Below are 14,706 nucleotides of genomic sequence, written 5' to 3' on the forward strand. Positions count from 1 at the left end.
TCTGCTCGCCTCAGTGCAGCGCCCGGGCCAGCCGGGGATGGGTCGCCACGTAGTAGTAAAGCGCCGGCAGCACGAACAAGGTGAGCAGGGTTGCCGAGATCAGGCCGCCGATGACGACCAGCGCCAGCGGCCGCTGGGTTTCCGAACCGATGCCGTGCGACAGCGCCATCGGCAGCAGGCCGAGCATGGCCAGCAAGGCGGTCATCAGTACGGTGCGCAGCCGGGACAGCGCACCCTGGAAAACCACCTGATAGGTCTCGAGCTTCTGCTGCTTCAACTGGTTGAAGTAACTGACCATCACCACCCCGTTCAGCACCGCCTGCCCGAACAGCGCAATGAAGCCGATCGCCGCCGAGACCGAGAGCGGGATGCCGGAAATGAGCAAGGCGAAAATGCCGCCGATCAGCGCGAACGGAATGTTGCAGATGATGATCAGCGCATCCTTGAAGGATTCGAAAGCATCGAAGAGCAGCACGAAGATCATCAGGATCGACAGCGGCACGACCAGCATCAGCCGTTTCATCGCCCGTTCCTGGTTCTCGAACTCGCCCGACCAGGTGATCGAGTAGCCTTGCGGCAGCTTGATGTCCTTGGCCTGGGTCTGCATGTCGGCGACGACGCTGCCCATGTCGCGGTCGCGGATGAAGACACCGATAGCGACGACGCGCTGGCCGGATTCGCGGGCGATGTTCATCGCCCCGCTACCCATCTTGAAATCGACCAGCGCCGACAGCGGCACCTGCGCCCCGGACGGGGTCGGCACCAGCACCTCCTTCAGGCGCTCAAGCTGGCGCGACGGCTCGTCGAGGCGGACGACGACGCTGAAATGGCGGTCGCCTTCCCACAACTCGGTCGCCGCCTTGCCGGCCAGCGCCGTTTCGACGACGTCCTGCACATCCATCACGTTCAGGCCGTAGCGCGCCGCTGCCGCCCGGTCGATCTCCAGCCGGTATTGCGGCAGATCGCCGTCGCGGTCGATGAAGGCGCGGACGACGCCCGGCACCTTGCCGATCCGCTCGAGCAGCTGGTTGGCGTGCAGCTTGAGGGTCGCCGTATCGTCGCCGAACAGCTTGACGACGATCTGGCCGTCGATCTGCGAGATCGATTCGAGAATCTGGTCGCGCACCGGCTGGCTGAAGGTCGGCTCGATGCCCGGCATGTCGTTCAGCTTGTCCTCCATCTCGCGGACCAGTTCGTCCTTGCTGACGCCCTTGCGCCAGAATTTGTCCGGCTTCAGGTCGACCAGCATCTCGGTCATGTTGATGTTCTTCGGATCGGTGCCGTCTTCCGGCCGGCCGCCCTTGGAAATCACCGCATTGACTTCGGGGAAGTCGGCAATGATCCGGCGCAGCTTGCGCAGTTCGCTCTTCGCCTCATCGACCGAAACCGAGGTCGGCAGCGTGATGTTGATCCAGATCGAGCCTTCGTTCAGCTCGGGCAGGAACTCGGTGCCCAGTTGCGGCACCAGCGCCGCCGTGATGGCGAGGGCGCCAAGGGCGATCAGCAGCACCCGTCGAGTGTTGGCCAGCACCCACTTGAGCGCCGGTTCGTAGCGGTTCATGAACCAGTGCATCAGCATCGTTTCTTCGTGCGGCACGTTTTTCCGGAAAGCGATCTTGCTCAGGAAAGGCACCAGCGTCAGCGACAGGATCAGCGAGGTGATCAGCGCCGCCACCACCGAGTAGGCCATCGGCGCGAAAATCTTGCCCTCGTGGCGCTGCATGGTGAAGATCGGCAGGTGGGCGACCATGATGATGACCATCGAGAACACGGTCGGCCGGCCGATTTCGACCACCGCCTCCTGGATCGTCCGCGTATGCGGCCGGTGATCGTCGTCGCGATTGGCTTCGCCAAGGCGGCGGAAGATGTTTTCGATGACGATCACCGCGCCATCGACAATGATGCCGAAGTCCATCGCCCCCAGTGACAGCAGGTTGGCCGGGATGCCGACCGCCGACAGGCCGATGAAAGTGCCGAGCAGGGCGAGCGGAATGATCGAGGCGACAATCGCCGCCGCCCGCAGGTCGGCCAGGAACAAGTAGAGAACCAGCGTGACCAGCAGGGCGCCTTCGAGCAGGTTCATGAAGACGGTTTTCAGCGTTTTGCTGATCAGCCAGGAACGGTCGTAGAAGGGCACGATCTGCACGCCGGGCGGCAGGCCACCGGCATTCAGCACATCGACCTTGGTCTTCAGGGCGTCGAGCACCATCGACGGATTCTCGTCCTTGCGCAGCAGCACGATGCCCGATACCACGTCGTCCTGGTCGCCGTTGGCATCGCTGATGCCGACGATGCCCTGCTCCGGCACCCGCGACTCGACGATTTCGGCCAGATCGCGGATCAACACCGGCGTGCCCTTGTTTTCGGCGACCACGACCTGGCCGATATCGGCCGACGAACGGAGCAGGCCGAGCGAACGGATCAGGAACTGCTGCCGGCCCTGCGCCACCGAACCGCCGCCGGCATTGGCGTTGGCCCGTTGCAGCGCATTGAACAACTGGCCGATGGTGATCTTGTAGTCGCGCAGCTTGGCCAGGTTCGGCCGCACTTCGTACTGGCGGATCGGGCCGCCGAGCGAAACGACATCGGCGATGCCGGGCACCTGCTTGATCTGGCGGGCCACCGTCCAGTCCTGGATGGCGCGCACTTCGCTCGGTTTCAAGCCGGGCGCATCGAGCCGGTAACGGAAAATTTCGCCGGTTGCCGTCGCCGGCGGCGCCAGTTCCGGCTCGACGCCGGCCGGCAGATCGAGACCGCGCAGGCGTTCCTCGACCAGTTGGCGGGCCATGAACAGGCTCGGTTTTTCGTCGAAGGTGACGACGATGAAGGAAAGGCCGAACTGAGTGTGCGAGAACATGCGGATCGAGTTCGGCACGCCGGACAGGGCAATCTCCAGCGGAATGGTCACCTGCTTCTCGACCTCTTCCGGCGCCCGCCCCGGGTAAAGGGAAATCACTGTGACCTGGGTATCGGTCACATCGGGAAAGGCCTCAATCGGCAGGTTCTTGAAGGCAATCACGCCGATGCCGATGAACAGCACCAGGCCGAGAATGATGAAGAGCGGCTGGTTGAGGGCGAAATGAACGATCCGCTTGATCATTTCGCCGCCTGCTTGTCGGCGGCCAGCGGCTTGAAAAACTTCAGCAGGTGCAGGTTGCCTTCGACGACGACCTTGTCGCCCTGTTTGACGCCCTCGAGCTCGATCCAGCCGTCGCGTTCGGTGCCGCAACGAACCGGCTGCCGCCGGTAGCTGCCGGCCGCTTCCTCAACGAAGACATAGCGCTTGTCGCCGAACAGGAAAACTGCCGTTGCCGGCGCCCGCAAGGCCTGCGTCGCCGGCAGTTCGACCAGCGCATTGACGAACATTTCCCCTTTCAGGCGGCGCTCGGCATTCGGCACCTCGCCGCGCACTTTGATCGTCCGCGTCGTCGGGTCGACGAAATCGGCGACGTGGCGTATGACGCCCTTGAAACGTTCGCCGGGATACTGCCGCGATTCGATGAGCAGCGGCTCGCCCGTCTGCAAATGGGCCAGGTCCACCTCGCCGGCATCGATCTGGATCCACAGGCTGGCCGGATCGGTGACCACGAATAGCGGCGTGGTCGCCTGCTCGGGGCGGAACTCCATGCCCGGGTTCAGGTTGCGCTCGACGACAACGCCGGCCAGCGGGCTGCGCAGCACGTAGGAACCGTCGGCCTCGCCGCCCAGCCCGGCCAGCCGGCGGGCGGCCCGTTCGCCTTCGGCCTTGGCCGCGACGGCGGCCGCCTCGGCCTGTTGCCAGTCCTTTTCGGCGATGACGCCGGCTTCACGCAACTGGCGGCTGCGGTCCAGCGCCTGAGCCGCGACCTGCGCCTCGGCCCTCGCCTTGCGCGCGTCGGCCAGGGCCTGGCCGTAATCCGGCGAATTGAGCACGGCCAGTGCCTGGCCGGTTTTTACCGTATCGCCGACGTCGACCGCCAGACTCTGCACCCGGCCACCCAGTTGCGGGAAAACGCGCACCGTCTTTTCCTCGTTCCAGACCAGCCGGCCGGGCAGGCGCAGCACGCCGCCCGGATCACGCTCGACCGTCGCCAGTTTGAGGAAGGTCGCCTTGTCCGGCTCGCTCAGCGTGATGCGCTCGCCATCGACCTTGAACGCCGCCTGTTGTTTCGGTTCGGGTTCGCCGGAACAAGCGGTCAGGGCCAGCAACATGGAGAGAAGGATGGGTGTGAACTTCATTTCGCTTTCCTGAATTCGGCCTGGATCTGCCAGTCCGACAATGCCTTGGCGTAATCGGCGCGCGCGCTGGCCGCCTCGATCTGAATCTGGCGCAGCGTCCGGCGGGCATCGAGCAGATCCATCAGCCCCATCGCCCCCTTGCCGTAGGCAAACTCGGCGGCCTTGGCGACCCGTTCGGCATCGGCCAGCAAGCCGCCTTCGAGTCTCTGGTAGCGATCCCGCGCCGAGAGCAACGCATTGCGCGCCTGCGCCACCTGGCCGGTCGCCTGCGCCTGCAACTGCTCCAGTTGCCGGCGGGCGACATCGAGGTCGGCTTCGGAGCGGGCGATTTCGCCTTCGTACTCGTGCCAGATGAAGAGCGGCAGGCTGACCCCGAAACCGTAGCTGTTGGTCGGCGCGTTCTGCATGTTGTGTTCGTACTGGACGCCAAGCGTAACGTCGCGACTTTTCTTCGCTTTCGCCAGATCGCGCTCGGCCTCGGCTGCCTGCAGGCGGCGGCTGGCCGCCTCCAGGTCTGGCCTCTGCTCGAGCGGCGCCTGGGCCAAGGCCAATGCTTCCAGCGCCGGCCAGCTATCGGCGGCAACCAGCGACTCGGCCTCGGCTTCGCGGCCAATCAGGTAGGCCAGCGCCTGCCGGGCCTGCTGCAATTCGGTCAGCGCCTGCCGTGCATCGCTGTCGGCCCGCGCCTGATCGATCTGCAGGCGGGAGAGGTCGACCGGCGCAATGTCGCCGGCCTTTTTCCGCAACTTGCCGGCCTCGGCACTCTTGCCGTAGAGCGCCGCGCTTTCCTGCGCCAGGACCAACCGTTCCTGGGCCAGGCGCAGGTTGTAGTAGGCGTAGCGCAGCAGGCCCAATTGCTGGCGGGCAGCGTCATCGAGATCGAAACGCGCCGCATCGAGGCGGGCTGCGGCGCTCTTGACCCGCAACTCGCGCTTGCTGCCGCGCTCGATCAGTTGATCGAGGCGGAGCTGGGTATCCATTTTCTTGTCCTTCCACGGGCCGGCGCCGTAGCCCGACCACGGGCTGATCGACAGCATGTTCAGCGAGACGTCGGGGTTGGGAATTTGCCCGGCTGCCGTCACATCGGCGGCGGCCCCGGCCACGGCGGCCTGGCCGAGGCGAAGTTCGTGACTGTGCTCCTGCCAGAGCAGCTCGGCTTCGCGCAGGCTCAAGGGGGAAGTTCCTTGCGCCATGGCCAGCGTCGGCAGTATCAGGAAAAACAATAAGGATCGCATTGCTCTGACTGGGAAAGCGGAGTGGTATCGTATGGCGCTCCGCTGACCAATTTCTGACACCCGATGCGCATACTTCTTGTCGAGGACGACGCCCTGCTGGCCGACGGTCTGGCCCGTTCCCTGGGCCAATCCGGCTATCTCGTCGAAGTCGCCGCCGATGGCCTGACCGCCGACCGCTGGCTGGAAAACGAGAGCTTTGACCTGACCATTCTCGATCTCGGCCTGCCCGGCCTCGATGGCAGCACCGTGCTGCAACGCCTGCGTGCCCGCAAGCAACGCACGCCGGTACTGATCCTGTCGGCCCGGATGGCGATCGAGGAGCGGGTCCGCCTGCTCGACCTCGGGGCCGACGATTACGTCGTCAAGCCAGTCGCCCTGGTCGAGCTCGAAGCCCGCGTCCGCGCCCTGATCCGCCGCGGCGCCGGCACTGGCGAACCGAACATCCGGCTCGGCCGGCTGGAACTCGACACGGTCGGCAAGCGCGCCTGGCTGGCCGGCAAGGCGCTCGAACTGAGCGCCCGCGAATGGACCGCACTGGAGTTCCTGGCCAGCCGGGTCAATCGTATCGTCAACAAAGAACAGATCATGCAGGCGCTCTATAGCTGGGATGACGAAATCACCCCCAATGCCATCGAGAAATTCATCTCTCGCCTGCGCAACAAGCTCGAACCGGCCGGCATCACCATTCGCACCGTGCGCGGCCTCGGCTATTACCTGGAGAAACCCGACAAGGACGGCGATGAAGCAGGCTAGCCTGCGTTTCCTGCTGCTCCGCCAGCTGCTGCCGGCGATGCTGGTGCTGCTGCTGGCCGGCGCCGCCACCGCCTACTGGGTCGCCTGGCGCAGCGCCACCAAGGCCTATGACCGCGCGCTGTTCGATACGACGCTGGCCATTGCCGACCAGTTGCGCATCGTCGACGGCAAACCGCAACTGCCCTTGACGCCGCAGGCGCGGGCGGTACTGCTCACCGACAAGTTCGACGACACCTTCTACGCGGTGCGCGGCCCGGCCGGCGAGGTGCTGGATGGTGAGGCCGGGCTGCCGATGCCGGCAGCGACGCAACCGAGAATCACCAGCAAGGAAGGGCGCTATTACTTCGATGGCTGGCTGCAGGGGCGGCCGATCCGCATTGCGGCGCTGCAAAAGGAGCTGGCCGGCTCGACGATAACGGTGCTGGCCGGCGAAACGCTGGTCAAGCGCAATGCGCTGGTCCGGGAAATCATTCTCGGCATGCTGCTCCCCGAACTGCTGCTGATCGTGGTCAGCCTGGCCGTCGTCTGGTTCGGTGTCCGCTCCGCCCTGCGCCCGCTGTCGGCCTTGCGCCAGGAACTGGCCGGGCGCTCGCAGAGCGATCTCAGCCCGGTCCTGGTCGCCGTCCCCGAAGAAATCAGGCCGGTCGTCACCGAAATCAACGAACTGCTGCAGCGCCTGCAACGCTCGTTGGCCAGCCAGCGCAATTTCGTCTCCGATGCCGCCCACCAGTTGCGTACCCCGATTGCGGCGCTGCAGGCCCAGGTCGAGGCGGCGCGCAGCGAGTCGGCGCCCGACACCCGGCAAAAACTGGATGGCGTGCTAACCGCTGCCCAGCGCCTGTCGCACCTGGTCGCCCAGATGCTGGCGCTGGCCCGGGCCGAGCCCTCGCCGGCCCAGACGCAACCCGAGGTTGCGCTGGAAGCGGTGGTTCAGAAAGTGGCCGAAAGCTGGCTGCCGCTGGCCTTCAGCCGGCAGATCGATCTCGGCTTCGAACTGGCGCCGGCCTTCATGCACGGCAACAGCCTGCTGCTCGAAGAACTGCTCGGCAACCTGCTCAATAACGCGCTGCGCTACACGCCGGAAGGCGGCATGGTCACCGTCAGTTGTGGCGAAAAGGATGGCCGGGCCTGGCTCAGCGTCGAGGACAGCGGCAAGGGGATCGCCGCCGGCGAGCGCGACAAGGTCTTCGCACGCTTCTACCAGGCACCGGGCAGCCTGAGCGACGGCAACGGCCTCGGCCTCGCCATCGTCCGCGAAATCGCCCGCCAGCATGGCGGCAACGTCGTCGCGCAGGTCTCGGAAAAACTGGGCGGTGCCTGCCTGCTGGCCAGCTTCCCCGCCCAGCGCCCGACCGCCTCCGCTTAGCGCGGCAGCGACCGGCCTGGCCTAATGGCGGCCGTCATTGCCGTGCCGCTCCATCAGCAGCGCCGCCCCCTGGAAGTAGGCAATCGCTTCCTCGGCCAGTTTCGGATCGGTTGCCATCGGCTGCGCATCCTTGCCGTCGGCGCTGATCCGGAAGGTTTCGATCTTGCGGCGCGGTTGCAGCACCGTCATCACATCGCCCTTCAGATAACCGAGGTTTTGATAAGTCGAGAGCAGGGCGCGGCCCTCCTCCGGCGGCACCTGCAGGATATTGCGGCCGACGAAATGATCGTCCTTTTCCAGACCGAGCATGGCGAGCAGGGTCGGCACCAGGTCGATCTGGCTGGCCAGCGTATCGACGCGCTGCGGCGAGATCATTTTCGGCGCATAGACGATGGCCGGGATGTGATAGCGATGGACCGGGATCTTGGCCTTGCCGGCGCTGCTCGCGCAGTGGTCGGCAACGAAGACGAAAATGGTGTTGTCGAACCACGGCTTCTGCTTGGCCATCTCGATGAAACGACCGACCGCATAGTCGGCGTACTTGACGCCGCCGGCCCGCTTGCCCGGCGACGGGATGTCGATGCGGCCGGACGGGTAAGTGAAGGGCACGTGGTTGGAGGCGGTCATGACGTGGCCGAAGAAGGGCTTGCCGGTGGCCGTTTCCCGGTCGATTTCAAGCAGCACCTGGTCGAACAGATGCTCGTCGGCGACGCCCCAGACATTCTCGAACTCGACCAGGCCGTCCTTGAAGCCGGTGCGGTCGGTGACCTTGTAGCCCTGAGCGCCGAAATAACCGTTCATGTTGTCGAACATGCCATAGCCGCCATAGAGGAAATGCGGCGCCCAGCCGCGCTCGGCCAGCGAAGCGCCGAGCGTGTTCAGGTTGGTGATGTCCGGCCAACGCACGACCGACTTGCCGGGCAGCGGCGGCAGCGCCGCCGACAGCGCTTCCAGGCCGCGCACGGTACGCGTGCCGGCGGCATAGAGGTGGGTGAACAGCATGCCCTCGCCGGCCAGCTTGTCCAGGCTCGGCGTCAGGTTCTCGGTGTTGCCGAAGGTCGCCATGTATTCGGCCGACATGCTTTCCATCATGACGACGACGACATTCGGCTGTTTGCCACCGGGGAAGCCCGACTTGTAGGCCACCTTCTGAACCGCGTCGTGCGTCGCCGAAACCCGGGCGTGACCGGACAGGCGCTGCAGATCGCTGATCACCTCGGCATCCGGGCGGGTAGCGTAGAACTGGCGATAGTCCAGCTTGTTCTGGCGAGCCGCCCACAGGAAGCTGCGCCAGCCGTTGTCGGCCAGTTCGTTGGCGAAATTGCTGCTGGAGAATTCGGGCGGCGCCATCTTGTAGGCGACGACCCAGACCAGCACGACGAGGCTGAGCACCCAGCCGAACTGGCTGCGGCGCGGCACGCTGCGGGCGACGGCCGAATGCAGCGGCCGCTTGAGCAGCCAGACGAGCAACGCGCTAAGCAGGGCGAGGGCACCGACGATCTGGCCGACCGGGTAGGACTCGCGGATATTGCCGATGACTTCGGTGGTGAACACCAGGTAATCGAGGGCGATGAAGTTGAAGCGGACGCTGAACTCATCCCAGAAGATGGTCTCCGAAACGGCGACGAAGCACAGTGTGAAGACATAGATCGCCAACAGCGGCCAGCGCAGCCGGGCTCGCCAGCTTGGCTTGCCGAGCAATTCGAAGAGCGCCCAGGGCGAAGCGACCACCGCCGCCGCCGGCAGGTCGCGCAGCAGGCCGAGCGCGACGGCGCCGAGCAGGCCGCCCGCCGGCTGTTCGCTGAAAACCACGGCATGAGCCAGCAGCACCAGGCGGGTCACGAAAAATACACCAAGCGCCAGTAGAGCCGTCAGGCCCCAGACACGCAAGGCATTGCCGTTCAATCCGGAAAAGCGCTTCATAAGTCGACCACGAGACAAAAAGTGCTCGTGAATTTAGTCGACCGCGCGTGAGGCTTTAGTGAGCGAGTTGTGAGGGAATTGTGAGGCTAGCCAGATAACCGGAAAGCGCAGTTTACCGGGCAGCCTCGGCGGTGGCTTCGCTCTTCATCTGCTTGACCCGGAGCTCGATGTAACGGGCCCTGGCCACGCCTTCATCGCCGCTGGCGATCTGCATCGCGCTATCCCACAGTGCATGGTCGATGCGTTGCAGGTGCAGTTCCCGATTGGCCACCATGAAGCGCTGCAGATCGTTTTTATCCGTCGCGTCGGCCGAGGCCATCGAGCGGCGATAGATGAAATAGCAGGCACCGACCAGCAATGCCAGCGCCAGGAAAGCCAGGAAAGTCGCCATCGATAGGTCCCGTTGAGTGAGGGCGCCAGCATACCACCCGGACCGGGCGCTCAGTGGAGCCGGCTGCTGCCGAAGTCGAGCATGATCTCGCCGCCCCCGGCTGGCGCATTGCGCGCACTGACTTGCCAGCCGCAGGCCGCGCAGACGTGGCGAACCAGCGCCAGACCGAGTCCGTGGGCGCCGCGCGGACCGACGAAGAAGCGATCGAACACCCGCGCCAGATCGCTTTCGGCAAAGCCCGGGCCGCTATCGCGCACGCTCAGCAGCTGGCCGCTCAGCGAACAGATGATGTCGCCCGTTTCGCTGTAGCGCAGCGCGTTGTCGAGGATATTGCGCAGGACCAGGTCGAACAGCCGGGGGTCGGCGGCCAGCGTGCCCTCGGCCGGGATATCGAGGCTGAGGCCGACTGGCTTCGGCGTGGCCAGGAGCAGCGACTCCCAGACCGCTTCGATGGCCGGGCGCAGGCGGATTTCTTCCGGCTGGCCGGCTTTCGCTTCACGGGCCAGCAGGAGCAGGCTGCTGGCCAGGCCATTGATGCGGTCGACGCTGCTGACAATGCGATTTCCGCGCCGGGCGACGGCGGCGGGCAGATCGGGCAAGGCGGCGAGCATTTCAGCGTCGGTGCGGATGCCGGTCAACGGCGTGCGCAGCTCGTGCGACAGGTTGGCGGCGAAGGCGCGTTCGCGCTCAAGGACGGCGGCCTGGCGAGCCCGGGAATGGTCGAGCGCTGCGGCGACGGCCTGCAGTTCGCGTTCCATGCCGGGTTCGACCAGGGGGCCGGGGCTTTCATGCTCGACGCGCTCGGCCAGCCGTTCCAGCCGGCGACTCAGGCGCCCGGCCAACCAGTAACCGGCAAGCAGGGTCAGTACGCAGAGCAGCAGCGAGGCACAGACGGTGATCCAGACCAGGCTGTTGAGCCGCGATTCGTGGTCTGCGACATCGTAGGCCAGGATATAGCGCCCACTGTCGTCCTCGCGCACCGCGACGTGGTATTCCTTGCTGCCGAGATAGGCTTCGTGGTTGCCGACAGTCAACTGGCGGAACACCGGCGGCACATCGCTCCTCGCCGGGCCTGCCGTCTCGTCCTTGGCAACCCGATACAGCCACATCGCCGGCGTGTTGGGGAACGCCGCCTCGGGTGACTTGCGCCAGATCGCCATGCTGTATTCGATCTGATCGGCCAACTGGTTGTTGATGAACTCTTCTTCCTTCTCATGCAGCAGGAAGACCAGCGACAGCGACAGGGTCAGGATGACCAGGAAGACCAGCGCCGCCAGCGACAGGGCGATGCGCAGGCGCATGCTGGGGGCCCGTTCAGGCAGCGACGAGCTTGTAGCCAAGGCCATGCACGTTCTGGATTTCGACGGCGCCGCTGCCCAGTGCCTTGCGCACGGTATGCAGCACGCTGCGCAGGTTGTCGCTGGACTCCTGCTCGTGGCCCCAGATGGCGATTTCCAGTTCGCGGCGGGCAAACAGGCGGCCGGGGTGGGGCAGCATCACGGCCAGCAGGCGGATCGCCTTCGGCGGCAGGACGAGCAATTCGCCATCCAGGCGGACTTCCTGCGCCGACGGATCGTAGGCCAGTCGGCCGAGCTGCAGCGGCCCCTCGCCGCCCCGGCTGCCGCAACGGCGCTGCAAGGCGAGCAGGCGGACCTCGACCTCCTTCAGCGCGAAGGGTTTGGCCAGGTAATCGTCGGCCCCGGCATCGAAGCCGGCCAGCTTGTCGTCGAGCCCGTCCCGGGCGGTCAACATCAGAATCGGCAGCATTTTGCCGGCGCTGCGCAGGCTGCGGGCCAGCGTCGCGCCATCGCCATCCGGCAGGTTGCGGTCGAGGATCAGCGCATCGATCGTCGATCGGGCCAGCAGTTGCCGGGCCGCCGCCAGCGTCGTCGCGAAATCGCACTGGTGACCGCGCGACTCGAGAAAATCGTAGAGATTCTCGGCAATCAGCGGGTCATCCTCGACAATCAGGACATGCATCAGGCAACCGTACCACTCGCATCGGCCAGCACGATCCGGTTGCGCCCCTGGCGCTTGGCCATGTACAGCGCCTCGTCGGCCCGCCGTAGCGCAACCTCGATCGGGCAGGCGCTGGCATCGGCCAGCCCCATGCTCAGCGTGACCCTGACCAGGCGACCGTCGGGAATGCGGATGTCGTAGTCGGCGCAGCGGGCCCGGAAACGCTCGGCCAGCTTCTCGGCCTCGACCAGCGTGCTTTCCGGAAAGAGAAAGGCGAACTCCTCACCGCCGTAGCGGCAAACGAAATCGGACTGGCGCAGCATCTCGTTGGCCAGTTCGGCAAAGGCGCGCAAGACCGCATCGCCGGCGGCATGGCCGTAGGTGTCGTTGAGCTTCTTGAAGAAATCGAGGTCGGCCATGCCGACGGTGACCGGCCGCTGGTAGCGCTGGGCGCGCTGCAACTCGGTGTCGGCCGTCTGCAGGAAGTGGCGGCGGTTCATCAGGCCGGTCAGGCCGTCCTTGTTGGCCAGCTTTTCCAGCGCATGGCGTGCCACCTCGTTCTCGAGCAGCGAAGCGTGCAGTTCGCCGATCGCCTCTTCGACGACCTGGATCTCGACCATCGCCGACGGCCTGAACTCCGGCGCCGGCCGGTCAACGCTGAGGCTGGACAGCGCCCGATCGATGCGCTGCAAGGGGTGAATCAGGTGCCCCCGGACCAGGAACAGGAAAACGACGAGAAACAGGCTGACCACCAGCAGCGCTGCCGTCAGCTTGTAGCGCGCCAGGCGCATGGCGCCCGCAACATCGGTCAAGTCGGCGGTCGCCAGATTGATGCCCTGGATCGATACGTCATCGACCAGGATACCGAGGCGGCCGGCCAGACGCTGCCATTCGTCGTAGCTGGCGGCAAAGGCTTGCGCATCGCGCGCCGAGTGCCGCACGACATCGATCAGGAAGCGTTCGGTCTGCCGCGCCAGGTCGGCCGCCTCCTTGTGCTCCAGCACGCTCGGGTGGCTGGCGACCAGGGTGACGACGAACATCGCCTGCTGCCGGGCTTGCGGCGTGCCGGCCGAGAAAACACGCTCGCCTTCCTGGCGCAACTGCTCCAGATTACGCGCCAGACGCTGGTAGCGGATGATTTCCGGCACCGTCTGTTCCTGCAGGCGGGCCGTCGCTTCGAGCACCCGTTGCTGGTCGAGGGCGACCAGCGCCACCATGATGCCGAAGGCCAGGATGAAGGCCGCCCCCAAAAAACCGAAGGCGTGACCGGCGCGCAGACCGGAGAGACGGGGGATGAAGGTCAGCGGCGCCATCTCAATCCAGATTGAAGGGGAAATGCCGACGGACGATGCGCAACCAGGTTCCGTCGGCCCGAATCGCCGCAATCGCCCGATTGACCGCCGGCTGCAACGTGGCGTTGCCCTTGGTCAGCGCAATATGCACCGTACCGCCGAGGCCGCGTTCGGCAATGGCCGGACCGACGAACTCGAAAGTACCGGGGGTTTCCCGGCTCAGCATGACGAAGGCACTGAGCATCGTCAGCAGCGAAAAATCGGCCTTTCCGTCGCGCAGCAGGCGCAAGGTATCGGCCATGGTTTTCGCCTCGACCAAACTCAGTTGCTGCTCGGCGGCAACGCTGCGCAGATAGATCGCCTGCTGCGTGTCGGCAATGACGGCGACCCGCACGCCGCGCAATTTGTCGAGCGTCATCTCGCCTTCCGGATGGTCGGCATAACGGCGGGCGGTGGCCGCCGTCGCCAGCAGGCGTGACGACGAGCGCCAGATCGAGTCGCTGAAATCGACCCGCCGCTCGCGCTCCGGCGTGCGCAGGAAATTGCCGAAACCGAGGTCGGCGCGGCGTGCCTCGACATCGGGCAGGATGCTGGCAAAGATGCCGTAAGTGAAGCTGCAACGCGCATTCAGCCGGCGGCAGATTTCGCGGGCCAGATCTTCGTTGAAAGCGACCAGGCCGCCGGTTGCGCCACTTTTGCCGGCCGCATTCGGGGCCAGATCCTGGACGCCGAGCGCGACACGCAACTCCAGCGCGTGGGCGAGCGGCAGGCAAAGGCTGAAGCAGAGCAGGAAAAACGCAACAAAACGCATCAATTCACCCGAAACGGCAGAAATTGGGAATTGATACGATCATACGTCCCATTGCGCTTGATGCGCTCAAGCGCCGCGTCAATTTGTTCCTTCAGTTCCGGCCGGCGCGGCGCAATGCCGAACGAGGCATCGCCGCCCAGTTCCGGTTCGGGCATCACGCTGCTGCTCAGGCCAAGCTGGCGAAACTCCGGTCGCTTCATCAGGTTGAGGGCGCTGCTCATCGGAATGATCGCCGCCTGGGCGAGACCGGCATTGAGCGGCTCGGCCAGTTCGCCATTGGTCTGCACACCGACGGTATCCCACCCCTTGGCCCGGGCGAAGCGGTCCTGCGCCGAACCGCGGACGACGGCGACGCGGATGCCGGCCTGCCCGGGCAACACCCCCGGCTTGGCGAACCACAGTGAAATCGAGCGGAAATAGGGCTTGGCCAGAATGATCCGGGCCCGCCGCTCCGGGGTGTCGAGCAGGCTGACCGCGGCAATGTCGTACTCGCCGGCAGCCAGTTCATCGACGACGCGGTCGAGGGTCGTCACCTGGAAGCTGCAGTGGGCCCGCATTTCCTCGCACAGGGCACGGATGATGCCGAGCGAAAAACCGCTCAGTTCGCCATTCGCATCGCGAAAAGCCATCGGCGGCGAATTATCAAGGACGGCAACGCGCAGGTTTCGCTCGCCGGCCGCCAGCCCGGCACTGGCGGCGAACAGCAGCAGGATGCTGGCGAAAACTCGACGAAATTCAGACAACAGGCACGCCTCGAC

The 14,706-nt window shown here is 65.4% G+C and carries 12 protein-coding genes; 2 read left to right on the forward strand and 10 right to left on the reverse strand.

Annotation, left to right across the window (positions count from 1 at the left end):
• Nucleotides 1-10: 10 nt before the first annotated feature.
• Genes AT959_RS11975 through AT959_RS11985 form a run of 3 tightly spaced genes read right to left on the reverse strand, consistent with a single transcriptional unit; the run spans nucleotide 11 to nucleotide 5,441 of the window.
• Nucleotides 11-3,100: an efflux RND transporter permease subunit gene (locus AT959_RS11975; RefSeq protein ID WP_066883382.1), complete on the reverse strand. Its 3,090-nt coding sequence runs from the start codon at nucleotides 3,098-3,100 to the stop codon at nucleotides 11-13.
• Nucleotides 3,097-4,218: an efflux RND transporter periplasmic adaptor subunit gene (locus AT959_RS11980; RefSeq protein ID WP_066883384.1), complete on the reverse strand. Its 1,122-nt coding sequence runs from the start codon at nucleotides 4,216-4,218 to the stop codon at nucleotides 3,097-3,099. The genes AT959_RS11975 and AT959_RS11980 overlap by 4 nt, the downstream gene beginning before the upstream one ends.
• Nucleotides 4,215-5,441, reverse strand: coding sequence for a TolC family protein (locus AT959_RS11985; protein WP_240481817.1), 1,227 nt, complete (start codon nucleotides 5,439-5,441; stop codon nucleotides 4,215-4,217). Before AT959_RS11985 ends, AT959_RS11980 begins: the two co-directional genes overlap by 4 nt.
• A 75-nt stretch (nucleotides 5,442-5,516) precedes the next feature.
• Here AT959_RS11985 and AT959_RS11990 point away from each other — a divergent pair, with 75 nt between their 5' ends.
• Both AT959_RS11990 and AT959_RS11995 read left to right on the forward strand, forming a co-directional pair.
• On the forward strand, nucleotides 5,517-6,206 hold the full coding sequence (locus tag AT959_RS11990; protein ID WP_066883388.1) for a response regulator: 690 nt from the start codon (nucleotides 5,517-5,519) through the stop codon (nucleotides 6,204-6,206).
• Complete coding sequence (locus AT959_RS11995) at nucleotides 6,193-7,572, forward strand: sensor histidine kinase (RefSeq protein WP_066883390.1); 1,380 nt, start codon at nucleotides 6,193-6,195, stop codon at nucleotides 7,570-7,572. The genes AT959_RS11990 and AT959_RS11995 overlap by 14 nt, the downstream gene beginning before the upstream one ends.
• Nucleotides 7,573-7,593: 21 nt before the next feature.
• On the opposite strand, the gene AT959_RS12000 is transcribed toward AT959_RS11995, so the two are convergent.
• The 7 genes from AT959_RS12000 to AT959_RS12030 form a co-directional block, all read right to left on the reverse strand.
• A complete protein-coding gene (locus AT959_RS12000; protein ID WP_066883392.1) occupies nucleotides 7,594-9,495 on the reverse strand; it encodes an LTA synthase family protein in 1,902 nt (633 codons plus the stop codon).
• Nucleotides 9,496-9,607: 112 nt separating this feature from the next.
• Nucleotides 9,608-9,886, reverse strand: coding sequence for a hypothetical protein (locus AT959_RS12005; RefSeq protein WP_066883394.1), 279 nt, complete (start codon nucleotides 9,884-9,886; stop codon nucleotides 9,608-9,610).
• Between the two features lie 50 nt (nucleotides 9,887-9,936).
• Entirely contained in the window at nucleotides 9,937-11,187 is a 1,251-nt protein-coding gene (locus tag AT959_RS12010; protein ID WP_066883396.1) for a sensor histidine kinase, read from the reverse strand.
• Between the two features lie 13 nt (nucleotides 11,188-11,200).
• A complete protein-coding gene (locus AT959_RS12015; protein ID WP_066883398.1) occupies nucleotides 11,201-11,866 on the reverse strand; it encodes a response regulator transcription factor in 666 nt (221 codons plus the stop codon).
• Entirely contained in the window at nucleotides 11,866-13,158 is a 1,293-nt protein-coding gene (locus AT959_RS12020) for a GGDEF domain-containing protein (RefSeq protein ID WP_066883400.1), read from the reverse strand. Before AT959_RS12020 ends, AT959_RS12015 begins: the two co-directional genes overlap by 1 nt.
• 1 nt (nucleotide 13,159) lies before the next feature.
• A complete protein-coding gene (locus AT959_RS12025; protein WP_066883402.1) occupies nucleotides 13,160-13,948 on the reverse strand; it encodes a substrate-binding periplasmic protein in 789 nt (262 codons plus the stop codon).
• Nucleotides 13,948-14,691, reverse strand: a complete 744-nt coding sequence (locus AT959_RS12030) for a substrate-binding periplasmic protein (RefSeq protein ID WP_066884373.1) — start codon at nucleotides 14,689-14,691, stop codon at nucleotides 13,948-13,950. Before AT959_RS12030 ends, AT959_RS12025 begins: the two co-directional genes overlap by 1 nt.
• Nucleotides 14,692-14,706 lie beyond the last annotated feature (15 nt).

It is taken from the genome of Dechloromonas denitrificans, assembly GCF_001551835.1.
GTDB lineage: Bacteria > Pseudomonadota > Gammaproteobacteria > Burkholderiales > Rhodocyclaceae > Azonexus > Azonexus denitrificans.

Coding starts and splice junctions, on each gene's coding strand:
- AT959_RS11995 (WP_066883390.1), top strand. CDS start 6,193: ATGAAGCAGGCTAGCCTGCGTTTCCTGCTGCTCCGCCAGCTGCTGCCG.
- AT959_RS12015 (WP_066883398.1), bottom strand. CDS start 11,866: ATGCATGTCCTGATTGTCGAGGATGACCCGCTGATTGCCGAGAATCTC.
- AT959_RS11975 (WP_066883382.1), bottom strand. CDS start 3,100: ATGATCAAGCGGATCGTTCATTTCGCCCTCAACCAGCCGCTCTTCATC.
- AT959_RS12025 (WP_066883402.1), bottom strand. CDS start 13,948: ATGCGTTTTGTTGCGTTTTTCCTGCTCTGCTTCAGCCTTTGCCTGCCG.
- AT959_RS12000 (WP_066883392.1), bottom strand. CDS start 9,495: ATGAAGCGCTTTTCCGGATTGAACGGCAATGCCTTGCGTGTCTGGGGC.
- AT959_RS12010 (WP_066883396.1), bottom strand. CDS start 11,187: ATGCGCCTGCGCATCGCCCTGTCGCTGGCGGCGCTGGTCTTCCTGGTC.
- AT959_RS11990 (WP_066883388.1), top strand. CDS start 5,517: ATGCGCATACTTCTTGTCGAGGACGACGCCCTGCTGGCCGACGGTCTG.
- AT959_RS11980 (WP_066883384.1), bottom strand. CDS start 4,218: ATGAAGTTCACACCCATCCTTCTCTCCATGTTGCTGGCCCTGACCGCT.
- AT959_RS12005 (WP_066883394.1), bottom strand. CDS start 9,886: ATGGCGACTTTCCTGGCTTTCCTGGCGCTGGCATTGCTGGTCGGTGCC.
- AT959_RS12020 (WP_066883400.1), bottom strand. CDS start 13,158: ATGGCGCCGCTGACCTTCATCCCCCGTCTCTCCGGTCTGCGCGCCGGT.